Annotated in this window: 17 protein-coding genes and 1 pseudogene; 3 read left to right on the top strand and 15 right to left on the bottom strand. The window is 39.2% G+C overall.

Annotated features, from left to right (window positions below):
- Positions 1–8: 8 nt before the first annotated feature.
- Positions 9–1,784, bottom strand: a complete 1,776-nt coding sequence (locus DEAC_RS22605) for a methyl-accepting chemotaxis protein (protein ID WP_242847080.1) — start codon at positions 1,782–1,784, stop codon at positions 9–11.
- 465 nt (positions 1,785–2,249) lie between these two features.
- Between DEAC_RS22605 and DEAC_RS05740 the strand changes: the two genes are divergently transcribed.
- Entirely contained in the window at positions 2,250–3,392 is a 1,143-nt protein-coding gene (locus DEAC_RS05740) for an NAD(P)/FAD-dependent oxidoreductase (protein ID WP_083995926.1), read from the top strand.
- 201 nt (positions 3,393–3,593) lie between these two features.
- Here the strand turns inward: DEAC_RS05740 and DEAC_RS05735 are convergent, their stop codons facing one another.
- Together DEAC_RS05735 and DEAC_RS05730 are read right to left on the bottom strand one after the other, a co-directional pair.
- The gene (locus tag DEAC_RS05735; protein ID WP_047809091.1) at positions 3,594–4,262 is read right to left on the bottom strand and encodes a nitrite/sulfite reductase domain-containing protein; all 669 of its coding nucleotides are present in this window, start codon (positions 4,260–4,262) and stop codon (positions 3,594–3,596) included.
- Between the two features lie 199 nt (positions 4,263–4,461).
- Positions 4,462–5,502: a permease gene (locus tag DEAC_RS05730; protein ID WP_047809404.1), complete on the bottom strand. Its 1,041-nt coding sequence runs from the start codon at positions 5,500–5,502 to the stop codon at positions 4,462–4,464.
- A 296-nt stretch (positions 5,503–5,798) separates the two neighbouring features.
- Here DEAC_RS05730 and DEAC_RS05725 point away from each other — a divergent pair, with 296 nt between their 5' ends.
- Positions 5,799–6,701, top strand: a complete 903-nt coding sequence (locus tag DEAC_RS05725; RefSeq protein WP_047809090.1) for a slipin family protein — start codon at positions 5,799–5,801, stop codon at positions 6,699–6,701.
- A gap of 86 nt (positions 6,702–6,787) precedes the next feature.
- Here DEAC_RS05725 and DEAC_RS05720 read toward each other — a convergent pair whose 3' ends face one another.
- The 10 genes from DEAC_RS05720 to DEAC_RS05675 form a co-directional block, all read right to left on the bottom strand.
- Complete coding sequence (locus DEAC_RS05720) at positions 6,788–7,129, bottom strand: cupin domain-containing protein (protein ID WP_047809089.1); 342 nt, start codon at positions 7,127–7,129, stop codon at positions 6,788–6,790.
- 69 nt (positions 7,130–7,198) lie between these two features.
- Positions 7,199–8,005 (bottom strand): hypothetical protein, encoded by an 807-nt coding sequence (locus DEAC_RS05715; protein WP_047809088.1) that lies wholly within the window; start codon positions 8,003–8,005, stop codon positions 7,199–7,201.
- Between the two features lie 15 nt (positions 8,006–8,020).
- Positions 8,021–9,265 (bottom strand): multiheme c-type cytochrome, encoded by a 1,245-nt coding sequence (locus tag DEAC_RS05710; protein WP_242847079.1) that lies wholly within the window; start codon positions 9,263–9,265, stop codon positions 8,021–8,023.
- Positions 9,266–9,789: 524 nt separating this feature from the next.
- The gene (locus DEAC_RS05705; RefSeq protein ID WP_053006292.1) at positions 9,790–11,016 is read right to left on the bottom strand and encodes an anion transporter; all 1,227 of its coding nucleotides are present in this window, start codon (positions 11,014–11,016) and stop codon (positions 9,790–9,792) included.
- Between the two features lie 499 nt (positions 11,017–11,515).
- Entirely contained in the window at positions 11,516–13,447 is a 1,932-nt protein-coding gene (locus DEAC_RS05700; RefSeq protein ID WP_047809085.1) for an APC family permease, read from the bottom strand.
- Between the two features lie 201 nt (positions 13,448–13,648).
- Positions 13,649–14,893 carry a magnesium transporter gene (locus DEAC_RS05695; RefSeq protein ID WP_047809084.1) on the bottom strand — a complete coding sequence of 415 codons (1,245 nt, stop codon included), beginning with the start codon at positions 14,891–14,893 and terminating at the stop codon, positions 13,649–13,651.
- A gap of 514 nt (positions 14,894–15,407) precedes the next feature.
- Positions 15,408–15,839 carry a C-GCAxxG-C-C family protein gene (locus DEAC_RS05690; protein ID WP_152671352.1) on the bottom strand — a complete coding sequence of 144 codons (432 nt, stop codon included), beginning with the start codon at positions 15,837–15,839 and terminating at the stop codon, positions 15,408–15,410.
- A 564-nt stretch (positions 15,840–16,403) separates the two neighbouring features.
- Positions 16,404–16,988 carry a TetR/AcrR family transcriptional regulator gene (locus tag DEAC_RS05685; RefSeq protein WP_047809083.1) on the bottom strand — a complete coding sequence of 195 codons (585 nt, stop codon included), beginning with the start codon at positions 16,986–16,988 and terminating at the stop codon, positions 16,404–16,406.
- A gap of 164 nt (positions 16,989–17,152) precedes the next feature.
- Complete coding sequence (locus DEAC_RS05680; protein ID WP_053006291.1) at positions 17,153–17,836, bottom strand: alpha/beta hydrolase; 684 nt, start codon at positions 17,834–17,836, stop codon at positions 17,153–17,155.
- Complete coding sequence (locus DEAC_RS05675; protein ID WP_047809082.1) at positions 17,823–18,284, bottom strand: helix-turn-helix transcriptional regulator; 462 nt, start codon at positions 18,282–18,284, stop codon at positions 17,823–17,825. Before DEAC_RS05675 ends, DEAC_RS05680 begins: the two co-directional genes overlap by 14 nt.
- Positions 18,285–18,549: 265 nt before the next feature.
- Between DEAC_RS05675 and DEAC_RS05670 the strand changes: the two genes are divergently transcribed.
- Positions 18,550–18,894 carry a PAS domain-containing protein gene (locus tag DEAC_RS05670; protein ID WP_047809081.1) on the top strand — a complete coding sequence of 115 codons (345 nt, stop codon included), beginning with the start codon at positions 18,550–18,552 and terminating at the stop codon, positions 18,892–18,894.
- A gap of 107 nt (positions 18,895–19,001) precedes the next feature.
- Here DEAC_RS05670 and thiC read toward each other — a convergent pair whose 3' ends face one another.
- Both thiC and DEAC_RS05660 read right to left on the bottom strand, forming a co-directional pair.
- Positions 19,002–20,273, bottom strand: coding sequence for a phosphomethylpyrimidine synthase ThiC (gene thiC / locus DEAC_RS05665; protein ID WP_047809080.1), 1,272 nt, complete (start codon positions 20,271–20,273; stop codon positions 19,002–19,004).
- A gap of 432 nt (positions 20,274–20,705) precedes the next feature.
- A pseudogene (locus DEAC_RS05660) lies at positions 20,706–20,923 on the bottom strand (IS110 family RNA-guided transposase); the annotation flags it as partial.

Raw genomic sequence — 20,923 nt, 5'->3', positions numbered from 1 at the left:
AAGGAAACTTAAACGTCAGATGTTCCAAAAATCTGGAACTTATTGACCATTTGATTTAGCTCCTCAACTAAATAACTTTGTTCCTGGGCGATCTTGGAAATACTTTCAATAGCTTTTGCTGTATCATTCATGCTTATTGAGATTTGTCCTGAGTTGGAAGCGCTTTGCTCTGTCGATGCAGCAACTGATTCAATAGTCCTTAAAACTTCCTCGATTGAAATAGAAATTTCCTCAGTGTTTGATTTGAATTTCCGGATTAACTCATATACAAAGTCCATATCCTCATCATATTGCCTGCTCGTTTCAATCATCTTTACATAGTCACTAGTTACAGGCCCATTAATGTAATCCAACAAATCCCGTGCATATTCCGAGAGATTTCCAAATACTGTTTTGACCTCCTTAGTAACTGTTTGAATGCTTGAAACTGTTTTCGCCGATTGTTCCGCAAGTTTACGAACTTCTTCTGCTACAACAGCAAAACCCTTGCCGCTCTCTCCTGCCCTAGCAGCTTCAATTGCAGCATTCAGAGCCAATAAATTAGTTTGGCTTGCAATATTAGAAATAATATCAGCCATATTTGTAATTTCGTTAACGATTTGGCCACTTTCAATGGCCCTTAAGATATGCTCTTGTTTCTGTATGTAAATTTCTTTGCTAAGATTAGCTGAATTTACAGTATCAGTTTTTAGATTTTGAACTCGTTCCTTGATTTCGCGTGTGTGTTCTGTACTTTTATCGGCCATATTAAGGAGTTGCTTGGTAGAATCTAATATAGCCTGGCTTGATGCACTCACTTCTTCAGTTGCTGCAGTATTTTCTTCCATGCCTGCAGCAATTTCTTGAGTCGATGCATTGACCATCTGAGTTTGGGCAGAAATTTCTCTTATAGACGATGAAATAGTTTTACTTTCTGTATTCAATTGATTCGAGTCCTGCAGTATTTTTGTAAGCAAGCCTCTGATACTTTCTATAAATTGATTAAAGCTTTCAGTTAGCTGACCTAATTCATCGTTTCTGTAGATCTCGCCCCTTATAGTGAGGTCCCCGCCCCCAGCTTTATCCATAAGCGTATTGAGTTGTCCGATAGATTTTACTATTCCCCGGTAAGTGGAAAATAGTAGAACTGATAGGACAATAGTTAAGAATACGCCAAATCCAGCTATAACCATTAAATTTTTTCTAAAATTGTTAGCATTAATATCCGTCTGCTCAACCATGGTTTCATTTTCTGAATTCGTTTTATCGACAATTTGATTCACCAATGAATCCATATCGTCCGTTGGTTTTCGATCAATACCTTTCACAAGCCCATCAACAATATGTAAACTTTCCCTGTTATTCATATCATAGTTTTTAATAGCTGAAGTGTATTTTTCAAAAAGCTCTTTATGATTGGTTATTAAAGAATCAACTGAAACGGTACTCATCCCTTGTTTAGCCATATCTTCTTTAAGCTTTTTCAAAAGAGTTTGAACAGTATTATTCTCTTGTTGAAACTGAGTGTAGTAATTCTGGAAAGATTTCGGGTCATTACCTCTTATCAACGTATCCTTCCAATTTTGTACTTGCTTTTTGAACTCAACTTGAGCTTGTCTTGATTCATTAACCATATTGGTAAATGCCATTGTTTTTTGTACATTCTCTCGATTTAGCTTATTCAGGCTTTCAAAGTTAGCAAAAGATAAAATACTAGAGCCTAGGATATAAATTAAAACAAATCCTAGCAATAGAGATAATCTGACACCAATCCCTTTACTACTCTTGCTACGGCTATTTTTCAATTTTTTCCTCCTATAATCTAACATTATGTTATTTTTAGATCTGCCATAAAAAACAGGTCCTATGGTTTTGCAGGTCAATATCAATATTCGACATATTTCGTTATATTCCTCTGCAATATATAATTAACTAATATTCGCCTCGCATACTTTTTAGCCGACACCAAAAGATCTCTCCAATTTAAGGAGAGATCCTTTTTATCACTATTAAAGCATCCGACAAATTGTTGCCGCCATTCTTTTTACTAACTTCATCTGTAATCAATGGTTTAGAAATGTTTATCGCCTCAATAATCTTCTGAAAGCGCTTGTATAGAGGAGCTTCCACAATGCGAAAATGAAATTTCAGGCAAGGAGCAAGTGACGTAAGGATTTAGTCATGGATGAATTAGACAATTAACCGAGATTTATTAAGAAAGGAAGAATAAAATTCTGCTTAAGGGAAAACTTAATTTATGAGGTGAGCTTATGAAAACCCTGATTCTTGGTGGCGGAGTTGGTGGAATAGTTGCTGCTAATGCTTTAAAAAATACTATGGGTTCTTCAATGAAGGTAACTTTGGTTGACCGGGAACCAAATCACTATTTTACTCCTTCTTTTCCTCGCTTAATGATCGGAGAAACGAAGCCCTCAAAAATAACCAAGCAGCTAAACATTTTAGAAAAAAGGAAAATCGAAGTTTTACATAGAGAAATTGAAAATATCGATCTTATTGAACATTTGGTAACTACTAACCGGGAACAACTAGAATATGATTATCTCATAATATCCCTAGGGGTTGAGTACCATCCGGAAACTGTACCAGGCTTTAGCGAATTCGTTTTCAATGCTTACGATTTTTACGACGTGGTGAAATTAAGCCAAAGATTAAAGAATTTCACTTCCGGCCAGATCGTATTCTTTATTTCCAGCTTACCCTATAAATGCCCCCCGGCACCTTATGAAATGATGTTTCTTCTTGATCAGTTCTTCCGTCAACGTGGGCTTCGCCATAAAATCAAACTCACTATAGTTACCCCAGATTATTCACCCGAACCTATAGCTCCACCAAAAGTTGGTCAAAGCGTTAGAAAAATGTTAGACGATAAGGATATTGAATTGATTACTGAGGCCAAAGTTATAAAGGTTGAAAGGAACATATTAATGTTAGATCACGATACAAAGGTTCCCTCAGACCTTTTGCTTGGTATAGCTTCTCATTGGACCCCCGAAGTAATACGTAATACAGACTTGGTAGACAAAAGCGGATACATTGAAGTAGATCAATTAACTCTGGAAACAAGGTATCCCGGTGTTTATGCAATTGGAGATGCAACAGCGATCAGATTACCTGTCTTAGGTGCCTATGCTCCGAAAGCAGGATCTTTTGCACATGCCCAAGCAGTTGTCGTAGCAAAAAACATTCGTCTATTATCTCGAGGGTTGAAACCCAAATTTCGTTATGATGGGAAAGGCTTGTGCATCATGAATACCGGGTTCGGTCGAGCCCGGTATTCAACAGTTCATTATTATAAGAAACCTCAACCTTATGTTACCTTATTACACCCTTCAAAATTATCTTATTATGCAAAATTAGCTTTTGAAAAGTATTGGTTTAAACGATGGTTTTAGTTTGGCCATACAAGTACCAGCACTTAACCAGCAGCTAGGCTTTATCACGGCTACTTTTCAAATTTAAATTTAACCAATTACTCATTTAATATATGAGTATATATTAAAGTAGCAAAGCAGTTACCATATCAATCACGTCATTTATTTTAGTACAGATTTAATAACATAATAGTATAGCCGCTTTAGCAGGGCGCAAGTTAGCTACTCTGCTGCTAATACAGCTTTTTTAAATTCCTCAATTCCTATGCGCTGCATAAATCGAGCAGTTCTCTCATTAGGTTTCGCATTTCCCCGATAATATTCCAAGCATTTTTTAGTCAATTCGACGACCTGATCATCGCTTAAATTTTCAGCGATGACATCCCCAATACGAGGAATTCTGCCTGAATTCCCCCCAAACACAAAAGTCCAACCCGTTCGCTTTCCAAAAATGCCAAAATCACGTACAAAACTCTCAGCGCAACATAGAGGGCAACCGGATACACCTATTTTCCCTTTTGCGGGGAGTTCTTCTCCCACTAAAAGTTCCTCTAACCGCATTCCCAGACCAAGAGAATCAAGAATTCCAAATTTGCAAACGGTAGTACCTGGGCAAGCCTGAACATAATGAACACATTTCTCAACTGCTGGTCCAATACCGGTTCCTAACTCTTCCCACACAGAATTGACAATCTCAGGTTTCATTCCCACTAAAGCAATCCTCTGAGCGGAAGTAATCTTAATGATTGGAATTTCGTATTTCTTGGCAACACTCGCGATCTTTTCCAATAATTCAGGAGTAACTACCCCGACAGGGATTCGTGGAACAATGGCATACGTTTCTTTATCCCTTTGAATAAAAGCTCCTTTTGGTGCATTCTGATCTGACATAGTAAACCCTCCAAATCTGGTTGTATCAAATACTTCTAATTCGGTATAAATACGACCAATCCTTCTAAAACCAAAAATAATGTAAGACTACTAGAATCATTAATAGCAGTAAAGTTTTCATTAATAAGAGGCTATACTTCTCAGAATATGAAAGCATAGCCTCTGGACATTTTGCTATATGATGAATTTATTTACACCCTTAAAATATCAACATTGCCACAACACCGCTAATTATACCTATAAGCATTACAGCGCCTGTTACAAAAAGAAGAACCTTCTTTGGGAAGACCCGCTTGACCATAATTAGAGATGGCAAACTAACTGCCGGCAACGTCATGAGTAAAGCGACCCCTGGACCAATACCTAAACCAAAGGCCATCAGTGATTGTACAATAGGAACTTCCCCTGCAGTTGGTATGATAAACAAAGTTCCAGCTATGGCAAGTCCAATTACTGCCAAGACACTGTCAGCCCACTCTGTGCCTATTGCCGGAAATAACCAGGCACGAATAGCCCCTAGAATAACAACAACGATGAAGTAAGCAGGAAGGGTATCTCGCATTAGAGGCAACAGAGCCTTAATCCATTGTCTAAAAAGATTCCCTTGCGCTTCGCCTGTTAAATCATCTGTTATGAAATGCTCCATAGTCTCCTTATCATTTACAAAATGGTTAGCGAAGTATCCGATCCCAAAAACCATAATAATTCCAACCACGATTCTAAAAAGAGCTAATTTCCAAGAAAGTACAAAGCCCATAAAGATAATCGTTGCCGGGTTAAGCACAGGATTACCAAGCCAGTATGCCAGAGCCGCTCCAACAGAAGCTTTCCTCTGGCGCAGACCAACGACGACCGGGGCCGAGCAGCATGTACACATCATGGATGGAATTCCTGCAACCCCTGCAAGCACTGTGCTCTTAACATTAGTTTCCCCAAAGATTTTATAAATCCAATTCCTTGGTAATAATACCTGCACTAGAGATCCTAACAAGAGTCCTAAAATAATGGCTTGCCACACTGCCTTAAAATAGGTAATCGTATAATTCCAAGCTGCTGTCCAGGAGGGGGCTGGAGGAGCTGCGGCTTTACCCGAAACAATAGAATCTCCAATGGAATGTTTGGCAGCCGCCAAAAAAGCTTTGTGATAATAAGGATTCCATTTTACATACCATACACCCACTAAAAATATAATTGCTAATAACAGAACATAAGGTAAATAATTTCGGGTTTTCTGATTCATCTGTACTTCAATGTCTCCTCCCATTTATGATTCTCTGATGATGCTTTTTCTCTCCAATAATATTTTAATCATATATAAGCATCACTGAAGCATTATATAATATTACTCATTAATTTCCTAGCTTATAATTTTTAACAATTTAACGACAAAGCGGCAGTTCATTCACTACTGCTTTGTCATTATAAATATCAGTTCCAATAGAGTTATTCAAGCAAAAACATCCATATAAATATAGAAAGCTGTGCAAAATACCCTTAGTAAAGAAATCTACTAAATAGTTAGGAAGGTGTTTGAGATTGCCTAATCAAAATGTAAACCTCCCCATTTTTGATTTTCGTGGACCTAGTCCTCTATCTATGTTATTAGGATTTATTTTTCTTTTAGCCGGTGGCTTGATTTGGTTTATAACTGGGTGGCTGGGCTGGATAATAATTGGTGTTATCTTAGCCCTTTTGGTTGGGTATGGCGTAAAAGTCGCAAATCAATGGGAGAAAGCGGTCATTCTCCGTCTTGGTAAATTTAGCCACTTAGCTGGGCCAGGCATGTTCTTTGTAATTCCAATAATAGATTCTGTAAGTAACTGGATTGACCACCGGACGATCACCACGACTTTTAAGGCTGAACAAACTCTGACAAAAGATACAGTGCCCGTTGACGTTGATGCTGTGTTGTTTTGGACCGTAGTAGATGCCAAGAAAGCTTCATTAGAAGTAGCTCAGTATAGAGACGCAATTTTTTGGGCAGCGCAAACAGCTTTAAGAGATGTTATCGGCCGAACAAATTTAGCTGAAATGCTTTCCGACAGGGAAAGAATTGATCGTGAACTAAAAGAGGTAATTGATAGACGGACTGAACCCTGGGGTATTGTTGTTAACGCCGTCGAGATACGGGATGTCGTATTGCCCTCAGGACTACAAGATGCCATGAGCCGGGAAGCTCAAGCTGAACGGGAGCGTCGGGCCAGAATAATCTTAGGGACTGCTGAGACAGAAATTGCGGCCAAATTCTCCGAAGCCGCCAAATCTTATGAGAATAATCCCGTTGCTTTACATCTGCGGGCAATGAATATCTTATATGAGGGTATCAAGGAAAAAGGAGCTATGGTCATAGTACCCTCTTCTATTGTAGAAACGATGGGACTTGGTGCGGTCTCTGGTTTAACAAGCCTGGCTTCAACGGTTAAACCTTCTAATGATTAAAAAATCGAAAGGCTCTCCTTCTACTAAAAGGGAGCCTTTCGTTCGTCACATCTGCCACAGATAAAAAATCAGCTTATCCTAATTTCTTATTGGGTGAACACGACAGTCAAGATCATTTTGAATTTCTTAACCGCCAGCAACGCGTGTGGGACTCCAGCTGGCATAACTATTGTCTCTCCCTTTTTCAAAGAAAATTTCTCTTCCCCAATCGTAATTTCCGCTTCTCCGTCAAGAAGATAGACCAAAGCGTCTCCGCTTGAAGAATGTGCACTAATTTCTTCCCCCTCAGCAAAAGCAAATAACGTAATACTTAGGGATTTCCCTTGGGTCAGAGTTCTGCTCACAACCTGCCCCTCAGTGTATTGAACCAAAGTTTCCATCGACAAAGCCTTGGAAAAATCAATATTTTTAATAAAATGTTGTGTCATCGGCTTAACCCTCCGCCTAAAATTAATTGATAAACTACTTAAATAGTAGTATGAATCATAAAATATATTCTAAACGAACATTTCATCATTTTCTGGCAGCAGGCTTAGTCCACCCAGAAATGCAAGATTAGAAAATAGCAAGGGACCAAGTAATGGATTTCGATACATGATCCTTGCCCAGACAATACTCTGAGTTCCTGCTAAATCACCCCAGACGTGGAACCCAAATCCCAATAACCCTACGAATAGGTTAAGTGTTACAATGCTTAAATAAATACAACTTTCCATAGTGTTTACTTGATAATAAGCCGCATAGAAACAGGCAATTGTGGCAAGTGAGCCAGAAACGATAGGAATTAGGGTATAGACCGGAATAAAAGCCAAGCGTGCATGATCCAAAAATGCTGCAACAACCGCACCTAAGAAGCCAAGAGCGACCAGCATCAGTAATTTTGATCGTCTCTCTGTTCCTCGATAATGTTCACTCACCAAAGCATAACTGGAAATTCCTGCAAAAGCGATCGGAGCAGCTACCGGAGAGCCCTCGACTAATAGTCGAAACAAGCTCTCACGGCTGAATGTAGCATTTCCCGACAAGTGGAAAAATGTCCCTAATACACCGACAACAACACCTAACCACATAACTCCCTGAAAGACTCTCTTTACTCCTTTATTAGTTCCAAGAAAGAGTTGGCCAAGAATAGCTAGAACGGCAAGCGGGGTATAAATCAAGGGAATTAGTTCCCAACGAAAAAAATTGTTTTGCGAATGGGCAATGAAGACGTCAACACCCGTTAGCAGAAAGTTTATTCCCATCATACCGAGCAATAGAGAGGTTTTATAGCGAATAGCTATTTGATAGAACCGACGGATCATATCTTCAATCCTCCCCTAATGCTTCGCTTTCAAAGCATCGGCCTTTGATTGCATGTCAACTAATGCTTTTTCTTGCTCATAAATCCCATTCCAATTCACGTAATCTGCTCCCCCCATGACTGCTCCGAACCGTGCTCTACGGCCTTCATGATGCCATAGCTCAAAATATTCAAAGTCGATTGGGGTTCCAAAAGGTTTCGTGCCTAGCAAACCAGAATTGCGCAGATCTTGGACAATCGATTTACCCTTTAGCACATTTTGATTGGTAAGAGCAATAGTTTTGTCTGCTTTGCTCATGACATTATTGATAAACGACTGGACATGACAATTAAGGCAAATTGAATTCATCGTTTGCTGGTGAACATCCCCATCCTTGCGCAGTGAAGCAATTTCAGGAGTTAGGTTATCTTTTAGACGCTGCCCTACATCGTGAGTTCCTTGAACGCTCCCAAAGGCCGACATATGACAAGTGGCACAAGTTGGAGCCGGGAAGTCTTTGACAGTCAATGTTCCTGGAGGCGCGTCCATATTATATTTTGATTGATTGGCTTGATAATAAGTTCCGTGAGCCGATTCGTTATATATTTCTGCCTGCGGATGATCGGGGCCTAGATGGCATTGGGCACATGTTTCGGGTTTACGTGCTTGTGCTACATCAAAAGTATGCCTTAAATGACACTTTGTGCAATCTCCGAAACTGCCATCACCATTCTTTTGACCAATAGCATGACAAACCTCGCAAGATTGAGCGCTGGCATCTTTACCGATGAGATTGTAAACAGCATTAGCATTACCCCCATTGAGAGGCTTGCCATTAGCATCGAGCAAATGATATTTAGCCAGTTCTTCCGATGTGAAATTTTCAGCTCCTTGAACCGCATACCATGATCTTGCGGAATGATTGCTTGCCTCGAACTGTTTGACCTCGGTTGCGTGGCATTGGGCACAATTGTTAGGAGTCGGTTTAGAGATAATTGCAACATTGTAATGCTGTGTCGTTAACGTGTCTTGCCCTTTCACTGCTTTGTGGCAATCGAGACATTGAACTCCACGGCTGGAATGTTCGCTGTCATGATATTGCTGGATAATTCCCGGATTTTCTTTCTGGTGACATTCTACACAAGCCTTATTATCCCCAGTTGCAACCGCACTCAAAGATGGTACACTCGTACTTAGTCCTCCAGGGCCAATGATGTAGTGGTAAGATAAGAATAATAGAGCACATACAAAAACAGTTCCCAACCCTAACAGAGTAATCATACGTTTTGAAGTCGACTTCATTGTTAGGACAATCCCCTCCTCATAAGTAATTTCCCATTAATAGTGGGTGTTTTTTGGTAATAACTATGTGTTTTTAATAAGAATAAGTACGAATATACTCTAATTCTTTAAGTTATTGTTAATTCCTGCCTCCCTTTAATCATAATTTTTCGTCAATTTTCGACAGTAAGAAATTATCGCATATCCCATCTCCTTTTTTCCATAAGTTTAGACTTTTTTACTGTTGCTGACCTCCTTAACATAAAACTCTCTCAACTATTCTGGTTTACCCATTAATTAATCATAAACTAAATGCAATTATTGATATGTGATTTAGATCACATAAGGGCTGAATGAAAACTTATCATCCAGCCCTTTCCAGAAGAGTTGTCCTTGTATGAGTGAACTCGTTCAGCTAAAGCTGAACATCGAGACTTCGGTGGGGGACTCTACCCCGAAGCAGAGTACGGGAGATCCACTCCCACTTAAAAAGTGGGAGTCTTACGATTGGATCATAAACGTACTTAAATTATATGGAAGACCTTCGTTACGATTGTAAAATATACAAGTGCAACCGACGCCATGATAACTGTCAAAGGGAGCCCTATTTTAAGATAGGTCACAAAATTTATCTCCACCTTTTCTTTTTTTGCGAGCTCCACAACAATCAAATTGGCAATTGAACCAGTCAGCGTAAGATTCCCTGCAAACGTACTGAAAACAGCCAATGAAGCCCACCAAATATGCCCCATATGGAGCGGAACTAGATATTTCAGCAGCATGACAGCTGGTACATTGCTAATAATATTGGAAAGTATCACAGTCAATATTGAAAACACCCATAAACTTTGGATACTTTTCATCCATGGCGTATTAATAAGTAACATGAGCAAGCCACTATGCTCAACTCCACCAATAATTACAAATAATCCTATAAATATGACTAAAAGATTAAAGTCGATGCCGCTATATATTTTATTCGGTTTAATTCGACGAGTTATAAGCAAATATGCTGCTCCTAGACTGGCAACAAGCGCCGGATCAAATCCCATTAAAAATCCTACCAAAATTAAAAATACAACGACTAAACCTTTTTTAACTAAATATCCATGCACTACCCCTATCATCGGCCGAACCTCTGGAAGTTGCCCGCTTAATTCCACTTTGTACATCCAGCTTATCATAACGTAAATAAGCCCAAGTCCTAAGAGTGTCAGTGGAATTGCCAGCGCCATATACCAAGCGAAATTAATATGTGAAAGGCTGCCAATTAGGATGTTTTGAGGATTACCAATTAAGGTGGCAGCGCTGCCTATATTCGAAGCGGTCGCTACTCCTAGTAAGTAAGGTGTGGGATTTAACTTTGCCTGCCTAGTAATCATGATTACAATCGGGGTTAAGATTAAACAGATAATATCGTTAATAAAGAAGGCAGACAAAATACCTGTTATAAGAATGACCATTAACATTAATTGACTTTTGCTATGCAAACGATTTAGAAACTGATTTCCGGCTAGTTGAAAGAATCCTGACATATTTAAGTAGGATGTAATAATCATCATTGAGAATAAAAGGACTATCGTCCGGTAATCTACAGCCTGTACTGCCCGATCGAAACTCATTACTCCTGTCCCAACCGTTAGAGCAGCACCAATAATTGCAATTCCAGCACGATCTACTCTAAACACCGGACTTTTTCCCAAGGCAAAAACCAGCATAGAAATCGTTAGAATCAATCCAGAAATAATCAAAATTCGGCACTTTCTTTCTATAATAGCTAACAGGCACAGAAACCGAAACTGGTTTTTTCGCCTAGTGAGTATAGTTGTCCAAGGAAACTTAAAGGTCAGATGTTCTAAAAATCCGGAACTTATTGACCATTTGATTTAGCTTATTAAGGCTTTCAAACTAGCAAAAGAAAAATAATCTGACACCAATCCCTTTACTGCTCTTGCGGTTAGCCTTATTTTTTCTCCTATTTATCTAACATTATGCTGTTTTTAAGCTCATTGTAGCATATATCTATGTTGAACATATATCTGAGTTTAAAGAGAACCTCTCAAAGACTTCAAACAGATTTTGCTAATCATATCGCTATGGCGCCCCATTAGTGTAACACAAAGAGAAAGACCGTTAAAAATAGTCTTTCTCTTCAAGTTTCTGGACATTTCCAAATCAGTGATCGCATTATTAGTTTGCGAATTTATCACACTTGATGGCTGACCCAATGACTTGCATTATTGGGTAGAATTAAGTCGCGGTTAATACTTCTGCATCCTCGGAATGATAGGGTACACTTGTTACCAAAATATTCTCTCGATACAAAAGCATTAACTTTAACAATTGCCCTGTTTGGTTGTGTAAGAAATTATAACGTATCTTAGTCGGTATATATTCCGGTATAGCTACGGTAATCGTATCAAAATTTGTTCTATCCTCTAAATCATCAAGATATTTCATAAAGTCATGAACTATTGCTCGGTAAGGCGATTCAACAATTACGAGCGGAATTTCTATCTTGGCTTCTGACCAGTGTCGTAATAGTTTATCTTTTCTCTCGGGGTCAGAAGCGACGTGCACAGCGGTAACTTGAGGTGTGAACGCATAGGCATATTTTAACGTTTTTAAGACCATTAGATTTAAGTCATAAACAGGTACAATAATTTTATTACGATATTCAGTTATTTGGGTATGAGCACGCCGCTGAGTTACATTGTCGTAATGTCGACGAAAATCAGTCAAAGCCTCAGAAGTCGGATGCAATACTTTAATTTCGTTTCTATAGATCCGATGCACTGTGTGAAAGAAAAATATCAATAGCGGTAAAATTATGAGGACTATCCAAGCACCTTCTGTGAATTTGGTAGTAATAAACACTAAAAATACCAGGAAAGAAACAACCCCTCCAAATATGAAAACGACAGCATCCTTTACCCAACCCTTTCCTCGCTCACTTAACGTATGACGGGCAAGTCCCAGTCCTGTTAGGGCAAAAGATAGCAATACTCCTATCGCATAAAGAGGTAACATCATATGAGTATCACCATGGAATACTAAGATCAAAATGATTGAGATAATAAATAAAGTCCAAATACCGGCACTGTATACTAATCGATCGCCAAGGTTTTTAAAGTAGCGCGGTGCATTTCCATCTCTAGCCATCAGGCTAAGAAGAATGGGCAAACCCGCGAAAGGCGTATTTGCTGCAATAACTAAGATCGCCGCAACACTTCCCATTAGAGCAAAATATGGAATCGTGTGCCCAAAAACAATTAAACCGAGTTGGTTAAGTGTTGTGTTTTCGTCAGATGGCACCAAGTGATAAGCCCCTGCCATATAAACGAGACCAATAAGGCCAAAAGCCACAATAAATCCTAATATAATTAACGTAGTTATTGCCTTTTTTTGACTAGGTGCTTTAAAAGCCGTTACTCCATTGCTTACAGCTTCAATTCCTGTCAATGCAGTCGTTCCACCGGCTACAGCTCTTGCAAATAAGAAAGCTGTCATGGTTATTCCAGTAGTAGCAGGAAGTTGAAGATGACTTGTCGTATGTTGGGTTATCCCGTGGACCATTATTTCAACAATACCGGTTCCAACCAGACATACCAAACAAATAATATACAAATATACGGGTAGGGCAAATATACGTGCCGATTCTTTAAGACCACGTAAATTAATCCAAGCAACAAAAGCGATGACTAAGCAATCGGCTAATACTTTATGTCCTGTGGGAGCCAACCAGGGAAACATCCCAGTTAAATTTTCAATTGCAGAACTAACACTTACTGCTACTGTAAGCACATAATCCAAGGACAGGCTGGCTCCGGCCACTAAGCCCGCGTTTTCACCCAGATAGGCTCTAGCAATAGTGTACGAACCACCCCCTTGAGGATATTTTTGAATTGCCTTACGATAGACTAGCAAAATACTAGCGAGCAGCAATACAATAACCAAAGAAACTTGCATCACATAGGCATATCCCAGGGCACCAGCCGCGAGTAAAACATATAGGATTGCATCCGGGGCATACCCTTCGGACGATATGATGTCTGAGCCAAAAATTGGTATACCGCCCCAAACCCCAACACGGGCATGTTCAGCATATTGAGTAGACAGTGGTTGACCAAAAATCACTGTCCTTAAGCGTAGCCAGAAAATCTTATTACTTTTAGATACCATTTGGATTACCCCCATAATAACTTCGAAGTCAATATAAAACCGTTCTTGTACAGATCAAGTGACCCAGAAACTCTAAATATGTAGATAAATTATTATCACCCAATGAAATATGTTTTATTATAGCCTATCTATAAATAAATAAAGCATAAATAATACAACGAAGGGTATAAAGAAAATATAATTATAACGTTCGGAATAATCTTACATTTTTCTTTTTCTTAATATAAGGTCCATAACATCATTGATAATAACTATTCCAAGAATTTTTTTGTTTTTATCTACTACTGGAACAGAAAGCAAATTATACTTGGTTATAATTTCGTTTAGTTTTTCAGGTTTCTCATAATCATAAACATAAAAAATGTCTCTATGCATTATCTCTTTGAGTTTTACCTCAAGTTCTGAAATCACGATATCGCGCAAGGAAACTGCCGCAACAAGCCTTTCGTTATTATCAACAATATAGAGATAATAGACAGTGTCCGGTTCAGGTTTTAACTTTCTTAGCGCTATTAAGGTTTGGTTAATGGTCATATTCTCATTGAGAGAAATATAATCTGTGATCATTAGACTTCCTACCGTGTCGTCCGGGTATTCCATCAATTCCCGAACTTCAAGAGATACTTCTTGTTCCATCTCATTTAACAGTTTCTCGGCGTCTTCATCTCTCATCTCATCAAGAATATCTGCTACTTCATCTGCTGGCATTTTCTCAAGAACATCGGCCGCTTTTTCTATTGAAAGATTTCTCAGAACGTTTAGTTGAGCGTCAGTTTCGAGTTCCTCCAGTACGTCGGCAGCCTTCTCTTCGTCAAGAGAATTAAAGATGGCGACCTGAGTATGCCTGTCATAATCTTCAATAATATCCGCTAGATCCGATGGATGAAGTGTTAAAAGTTTATCATGTTCTTTAGTAAGCTTTATCCCAACATGGGAGTAGTCTACGGAAGCTACCTCATCCCATAAAATCATCTTACTCGGCACGTGAATTCCAAATGGCTTACAGATAATTTTTATGGGTTTAGCAACTCCAATTCGTCTCAAAAGTCCATCGACACCCACATCGACTGCAACGGTAAAAGTACCGCTTTTGAGTATTGCTAACCTTAAATCGTTAACTCTGACAACTTTCCGGCCATCCATGTCCACTATTTGCTTATCCAGAACATGCTTTTTGAGGAACATAATATTCTCTTTTGCAACTTCCACATCGTTTAACTCTTCACACTGAAGAATATACTGCCCTGTCCGTTTAAACACGGATATACCCGAATAGTTGATAACTCTCACTTGTCTGTCAACCTTAATTTTAGCAGCGATAACTTTTGGTCTGATCTCATTTACATCAACGATTAAATCCAAGAGCCTGCCAATTTCTTTCTGCTTGCTTGAAATAACTTTGTTTCCCAGCACTCGACTTAGGTAAAACGTTGATACTGTCAACATAAAAATCACTCCATTTAGGAAAAATATGTCTCGACTATAAGTAATGTTTCAGACACTATTGCATTTACATTATAGGGCGATTTTCGGAGAATGTGATTATCTCACCTTCTAAACGCAAAAAACAAAGCCTTTCAAATAGCGGAAAGCTTTGTTATACACTCAAATAAAAGTAAGTGCAACTCACTTTCCCCACACGTTTAAGCTTTGGCACTAGATTCTATTTAATATTATCTACAGAAACGTAATTTATAGTTATCTTATGTTAGCTTTAACTACTCTATCGGTTCATATAAATTGAATCAACTCAGCCGCGTCATTTTATTCAGAGCCCCAATGACTTTCCAGCAAGAAAAAATCATGGCCTCGCTTCAAGGTGCATTTTTCCCTCGAAAGCAAGGCCATTTTTTAAGTAAAAATAAATTTGGTTCTTTTTCTTTATCTCAAATTAAGCCAAGTACTGTCTCAATTTGAGCAAATGCATAAGACTCTTTCCCTTTCTATTTAATACCACAACTTACCAGAGATCCTCAACAGTATCTACAACATCCCTTATAACATTAAAGCAGATCTTCTCTGCTATATTCTGTTCTTTAAACAACTTAGATCCTTCTGAGGTAAAGTCAATTCCAGTTAGGCCTTTGCACGTATAACAGCCGTGTTTAACCTTAATTCTTTCTATTAGTTCCTGTACTAAGGGAAAAGTCTTATTTCCAGGATCAAAAACAGTGTTTTCGTCGTTGCCGTGCTTTAAGCCTAAAGCCATGATTCCCCCACTTACTGCGCCGCAAATTTCACCCATTCCGGAAACCCCAGCTCCAAATCCGGTGGCCAATTTAATGGCCTGGCTGCGCTCCATTCCAAGCTGTTCACCCAGGGTGAAAAAAACTGCCTGACTACATAAAAAACCATTCTTCATCATGGCTACCGCTTTATCGGAACCCTTCACTTTACATTCCTCCCACAGTCTTAATACATATTTAGTTTCACAGAGACATTATGAATAAATACATACATGAACGCGTTCACTTTATTTTATCCCGCGAAATATTTTTTGTCAATAAAAAATGAACGTATTCATTTTAGAATGCGTTCATTTTCAACTCTTCCATTACATTACAGAAACGTAGCCAAAAGCCCACGGTTTTAATCGTGGGATGAAGGCGGCTTCGTAATTTCATGTACATGTAAATGTCTTAGCACTATGATAAACTAGTATTAGTTTGATCTTTGAAAACTGGATAGAGTAAGAGGTTCTGATAGCTAATGCGTCTATCAGGTAAAACTCTATGTGTCGTCAAGAAAAAAGACGTTAAAACGATCGTTTTCAAAGAAACTGTGGTAGCTGGTAACAGGCTATCAGCCTAGAGTACCATTGTGTACTGCTCTAGGACGGGCTAATGGCATAGCCCTGAACTTGGGGTCATACTCCGATAGCAGAAATGTACTTCGGTTTAATCACCCAAGAATCCCATCGGCTTTAGCCGTGGGAGTGTCAATCAGGTCATCAGGTCTATTGCTTTACTCCAAGCCCTTCCAGGAATAAATACAGCTTTTGTTTCAGGTTATCCATAAACGGCATTTCCATGTTGCTATTCATGGTGGATTGTAGTAAGCCCATGAACATTTCGATAATTATTCCCACAGGGATATCCTTACGGAATACGCCTTTTCCCTGCCCCTCGCGCACAATATCAACCAGTATCTCCCAAAAAGTAGAGCCATGGGGGGACTCCCGTCGGGCACCCGAGGCCTGGCGTCGAAACTGCATAAACATGCTTATAAGCTGACTGTTCTCTTCAAAATTCTTACCGGCGGTTAAAAGAATTTCCGACAATTTTTGTGACGGCTCTAAAGAGGATTTTTGTATCTCTTCAACTGTATGCCGGACTTCATTTATTTTTTCCCCGAGGCAATATTTGAGTACATCTTCCTTTGAATCAAAGTAGTTATAAAAGGTGCCGGTTCCTAAGTCAGCTTCTTCCATTATTTCCGCTACCGTGGTATTCATAAAGCCTTTTGTCAGAAAGAGCCTTAAGGCGTTTTCTGATATAGATTTTTTTGCCTGCATTTTTTTTCGTTCACGCCGAGTGTTCATGGTAACAATGATTTACCTCCACATTCATTTATGAATGTGTTCATTTTATCATTGCCATATTCTGAATGCAATAGAGGGTTAATATACCTTGCTCCTTTTTCCAGTGTTTCTCCGTCCAGGTTATAGATGGCATCGATAATTCTGTTCCGGTATGTGGAAGGGAATTAGTTCAGTCTTTCTAGTTCTTGCAAAAAAAGACACAGCTCAGCCCCAATTTTTTCACCGGTTGCACTCTGAAAAACGACGTGTCCTCCAGTAGGATAAGTTTTTAAGACCCTCAGTCCAGCAATTCTAGAATTCAGATAATTAGCACTCTCTGGCTTAACTGTGTCATCGTCAAGGGTTTGAATGATCATTGAAGTACATTTAATGTTTGCTAAGAGAGATTTAGTTTTATTAAGTAAAATCACAAATTGGATTAAAGCCGGAAAAGGGGGGACCTTGGCACTTGAGCTTAGATATTTCCTAGCATAAAATCTAAAATCGCATCTCAAATTGAAAATTACTTGTTTCATATTCCCATAAAATATTGGCGTATTGATTAGAACCAATGCTTGGATCTTATGTACTTGGCAAAGTTGAATTCCAAGCAAGCCACCCATTGAAAATCCGATAACCACCACATTATGGCAACGCTTTTCTAAATCAGCATAAGCAGCCACGACAGATTGAATCCAATCAGTATATTTCGCTCTGGCTAGGTCCCTGCGACTTGATTCGTGTCCTGCAAGCAGAGGCACTGCTGTTGGAAACCCAGATTCATTGAGTTTAGTAACAAGAGAATCAATCTCACGACGACTTCCTGCAAAACCGTGAATTAATAAGCATCCTGTATTAAATTTCTCCATGACGAGTAAGCTCCTCAAAGCGTTTTTTTATATGGTCAAATTCAAAGGAAGAACAAATCCGCCTTTCCTGGGTGTCAAGGATTCGATAATGCTGGGAGATTAGGTTTTTTTGCATCTTATAGCCAAAAGAAGCCTCAAGCTCCTCCCACCATATTTTACCACCAAGAGTTTTAGGATAGTCCCGTTCGGTGCTGTCAAAGGCAAGAGCCATAATCACTTCCTTGGGCTGACCGCCAAACGTTATTGATAAAATTTCGCTCTTCCCAAAAATTGTGCAAAGTGTTACTGCACCCATCCAACCGAGTGTCGATCTGCCTTTTTCAATCTGTACAAGCGTTTTTTTAGACATGCCAAGTACTTCTGCCATTTTATCCTGTGAATAATCAAACTCTGTACGAACTAATTTTAATTTTTGGTCCAGTTTTTTTACAAATTCATCTTTAGTCATTAAAACAACTCCCATATGGTGTAATATTACACCATATGGGAGTTGCGGTCAATGCATGTAGTCCCTAAATTCCCTGAACCCCTACAAAAATAGATTATAGATTCACTAAAAATTCAACACACATTTTCAAAATTCTTTCCTAATATAAAATCTTCTATATGTTTGATAGAGTTATACCGAAAGATATAAAATAAAACAAAGGGATGGTTTCTAAGTACTTGCGATACTAAAAACAAGATAACAAAATAGTTGGAGGTATATTGAAATGGATTTTGGTGAGGTTTTTAAAGATATTTCTGCGGGACTCTTGGTTACAGATGCAGATTTTAATGTGATTTGGGCCAATAAATTTGAGGAACAGTTCTACGGAAAACCCGTTGTAGGTTTGCGTGCTATAGACTGTCACAGGGAAGAAAATCGTCAAAAAATTGCCGGCTTTGTAGAGCGGTTTAAAACCGGGGAATTAAAATCCTTTACCAAAATAGCCTTTGGGATGGTTATTACCTATAGCAGTTATTTCAAGGATGGGGAGTTCGCCGGAATGATTCGAACAAGAATTTATTTGCCCAAGGGGGCGGAGGCAAAGGAGACTGCTCATTATCCAGAGTGAAAATTAGAATTAGCGTATTATGTCGGACGTGTACTTAACAAATTAGAGACGAAGAGACACCCAAAGGGTGTCTCTAAAAGTATACTTTTTGATACATTAGTTAAGAATCATAGAATTTTATTCATCAGTCTCATCGGGCACATTTCTCCACACATTGTACAGCTATCTTCGTGAGTTGGAGATGATTCTCTCCGATAACGTTCAGCTTTTTCCCGATCAATCGCTAATTCAAACATAGTAGACCAATCCAACGCTTGTCTTGCTTTACTCATTTTAAGGTCCCAATCAGCAGCACCTGGGATTCCTTTGGCAATATCTGCCGCATGGGCCGCTATTTTAGTAGCTATTATTCCTTCTTTCATATCTTCGAGGGATGGAAGGCGAAGATGTTCTGCCGGGGTTACATAACATAAGAAGTCCGCTCCCGATGCGGCAGCTATGGCACCGCCTATGGCACTGGTAATGTGATCATATCCCGGAGCGATATCTGTCACTACTGGGCCCAATACATAGAAAGGTGCGTTATGGCATAATTTCTTCTCTAATAACATATTGGCTTGGATTTCATTGAGAGGGATATGACCAGGACCTTCGATCATAACTTGAACGTTCTTTTCCCAAGCGCGCAAGGTTAATTCACCTAACACGATAAGTTCCTCAATCTGTGCAGGATCAGTAGCATCCGCAAGGGATCCCGGGCGACAGCCATCCCCCAAGCTCAGGGTTACATCGTACTTGGCGCAAATATCCAACAGATCGTCAAAATACTCGTAAAATGGATTCTCGCGATCATTTAATTCCATCCAGGCGAACAAAAGCGAACCTCCACGTGAAACAATATTTGTGACGCGTTTATTTTTTTTAAAATGAGCCACTGTTTGACGGTTAAGTCCAGCGTGTATCGTCATAAAATCGACACCATCTTGGGCATGCTTTTCTACAACCGCTAGAAACTCTTCTACAGTGATATCTTCAAGTTTTTTATCCAAAAAACCAATTGCATCATACATAGGAACTGTACCGATCATTGCCGTTGACATGTTAATTAGACGCGAACGAAATTCAGCAGTTTTTCCATAGTTGCTCAAATCCATAATAGCTTCAGCCTTCATATTAATGGCTGTTTGTACCTTCTCCAGTTCTAGATTAATATTCGCACAATCTTTGGAAATTCCTAAGTTGACATTGATTTTCGTTTTAAGGCCTTGCCCAACGCCTTCAGGGCTTAAAGTTAAGTGATTAATATTTGCCGGAATGACCACAGTTCCTCGGGCAACACGTGCACATATATCTTCAGGGGACTGATTCTCTTTTTGAGCAACAATTCTCATTGCTTCGGTAATTTCGCCTCGTTTGGCCGCCGCCATTTGTGTTGTCATAGCTAATTCCCTCCCTATAATATCTTGATATTTTCTTTAGATATCTCGTATTTTCATAGAATTCCTAGCTAACCAAATTAGCTCACCACGGATAGAATTCGCATAAAATGTCTAATTCGGAGAAATTGGATATGGCAAAGCCAACGTCTACTATTTGTGGATATGTTGGCCGTTGTAAACCCATGATTCTCACGGTGGTAAACCTCCCATGTCTAACAGGGTCAAGATTATAAATCTGCCCTAAATTCCTTCGTTCCACCTATCCATGATTGGGTGTCAGTTATGCTCCTCTACCGAGTCCTTGCTCTAATGGAAAAATATGCGACTGACTACCAGCTCTTTTGTTTTGCTAGGTTACCTGGATTGCTCGCTTCTGTGGTGACGCTTTAACCCACAGATCGTTTGTTTCTTATGGTTTCGCTGCTATTCTAATTACGCTGCTAAATGCTCAACTGGACGATGAATGTCCTTAATTAGCTTTTCTGGATCGTATTCTGTACCTTTTGTTAATATTGCATAGAACACCCGAATTAGTTTACAGCTTAAGGCAATTAGTGATTGTTTCTTCTTCAGGGGATTCTTGATCCTTGTTGTGTAGTAGTTGTGTATCTCTGCAAACTCTGCGTTTTTTGCGACTAGCGGCATCACTG

The sequence above is a fragment of the Desulfosporosinus acididurans genome (genome assembly GCF_001029285.1).
Classification (GTDB): Bacteria; Bacillota; Desulfitobacteriia; order Desulfitobacteriales; family Desulfitobacteriaceae; genus Desulfosporosinus; species Desulfosporosinus acididurans.
This window is presented reverse-complemented; position numbering and strand designations above follow the sequence as displayed.

Coding starts and splice junctions, on each gene's coding strand:
- DEAC_RS05740 (WP_083995926.1), top strand. CDS start 2,250: ATGAAAACCCTGATTCTTGGTGGCGGAGTTGGTGGAATAGTTGCTGCT.
- DEAC_RS05695 (WP_047809084.1), bottom strand. CDS start 14,893: ATGTTGACAGTATCAACGTTTTACCTAAGTCGAGTGCTGGGAAACAAA.
- thiC (WP_047809080.1), bottom strand. CDS start 20,273: ATGACAACACAAATGGCGGCGGCCAAACGAGGCGAAATTACCGAAGCA.
- DEAC_RS05720 (WP_047809089.1), bottom strand. CDS start 7,129: ATGACACAACATTTTATTAAAAATATTGATTTTTCCAAGGCTTTGTCG.
- DEAC_RS05670 (WP_047809081.1), top strand. CDS start 18,550: ATGGATTTTGGTGAGGTTTTTAAAGATATTTCTGCGGGACTCTTGGTT.
- DEAC_RS05700 (WP_047809085.1), bottom strand. CDS start 13,447: ATGGTATCTAAAAGTAATAAGATTTTCTGGCTACGCTTAAGGACAGTG.
- DEAC_RS05715 (WP_047809088.1), bottom strand. CDS start 8,005: ATGATCCGTCGGTTCTATCAAATAGCTATTCGCTATAAAACCTCTCTA.
- DEAC_RS05680 (WP_053006291.1), bottom strand. CDS start 17,836: ATGGAGAAATTTAATACAGGATGCTTATTAATTCACGGTTTTGCAGGA.
- DEAC_RS05675 (WP_047809082.1), bottom strand. CDS start 18,284: ATGACTAAAGATGAATTTGTAAAAAAACTGGACCAAAAATTAAAATTA.
- DEAC_RS05710 (WP_242847079.1), bottom strand. CDS start 9,265: ATGATTACTCTGTTAGGGTTGGGAACTGTTTTTGTATGTGCTCTATTA.
- DEAC_RS05735 (WP_047809091.1), bottom strand. CDS start 4,262: ATGTCAGATCAGAATGCACCAAAAGGAGCTTTTATTCAAAGGGATAAA.
- DEAC_RS05685 (WP_047809083.1), bottom strand. CDS start 16,988: ATGAACACTCGGCGTGAACGAAAAAAAATGCAGGCAAAAAAATCTATA.
- DEAC_RS05730 (WP_047809404.1), bottom strand. CDS start 5,502: ATGAATCAGAAAACCCGAAATTATTTACCTTATGTTCTGTTATTAGCA.